Raw genomic sequence first — 1,070 nt, 5'->3', positions numbered from 1 at the left:
GTAATGGCCAGGGAGGTTGTGAACGGCGTGGTGCGCGGAAGTAGGTAAGGACCTCCGGTATCGGTGTGGTTACCACACACACGCCGATCACCAGGAGGTCCTCGTGCCCCACGCTAATGCTTCGCTGACCCCGAAGGGGCGATTGAAACTCGCCAAATTGATCGTCGATGACGGTTGGCCGATCCGGCGGGCTGGCGAGCGGTTCCAGTGCTCGCCGGCCACGGCGAAGAAATGGGCCGATCGCTACCGCATCGGTGGCGCTGAGGCGATGTTCGACCGGCCCAGCCGCCCTCACCGCAGCCCCAACCAGCTGCCGGTACGTCGGGAGCGCCGGATCGTCAAGCTGCGCTTCACCCGCCGCTGGGGCGCTGATCGTATCGCCGCACACCTGCACGTGCCGCGTTCAACGGTGCAGGCAGTGCTCAAGCGCTACAAGATGCCTCTGCTGCGGCACCTGGATCAGGCCACTGGTCTGCCGGTACGCCGCCCGAAGCCCAACCGCTACGAGCACGCGGCGCCGGGCGATCTGGTGCATGTGGACATCAAAAAGCTCGGTCGCATCCCTGATGGCGGCGGACACCGCAAGCTCGGCCGGCAAGCCGGGCGCAAAAACTGCAGCGGGATGGGCTACGCCTACCTGCATCACGCGGTCGACGACCATAGCCGCCTGGCCTACTCCGAGGAGCTCGGCGATGAACGCAAGGAGACCGCCGCGGCGTTCTGGCGCAACGCCAATGCCTTCTTCGCCGAGCATGGCATTACCGTTCGACGCGTCCTGACCGACAACGGATCCTGCTACCGCTCAAAGTGTTTCGCCCAAGCGTTGGGTGACGACGTCGCGCATAAGAGAACCCGGCCGTATCGGCCGCAGACCAATGGCAAGGTGGAACGCTTCAATCGCACCCTGACCGCCGAGTGGGCCTACGCCCAGACCTACGGGTCCAACGCCGCGCGCTCAGCGACCTACCAAGACTGGCTGCATCACTACAATCACCACCGACCCCACACCGGCATCGGAGGCAAGCCCCCCATCGAGCGCCTACGCGTTCACAACCTGGCCGTCAAGAACA

Annotated in this window: 1 protein-coding gene; it reads left to right on the top strand. The window is 65.0% G+C overall.

The features are described from left to right. Window positions 1-103: 103 nt before the first annotated feature. A partial coding sequence (locus tag AC5Y4D_RS27280; RefSeq protein ID WP_500038769.1) for an IS481 family transposase occupies window positions 104-1,070 on the top strand: 967 nt, incomplete at its 3' end.

Source organism: Mycobacterium sp. NGS67 (assembly GCF_059812185.1).
Note: the sequence above shows the minus strand (reverse complement) of the source record. Positions and strands in the feature narration are given on the sequence as shown.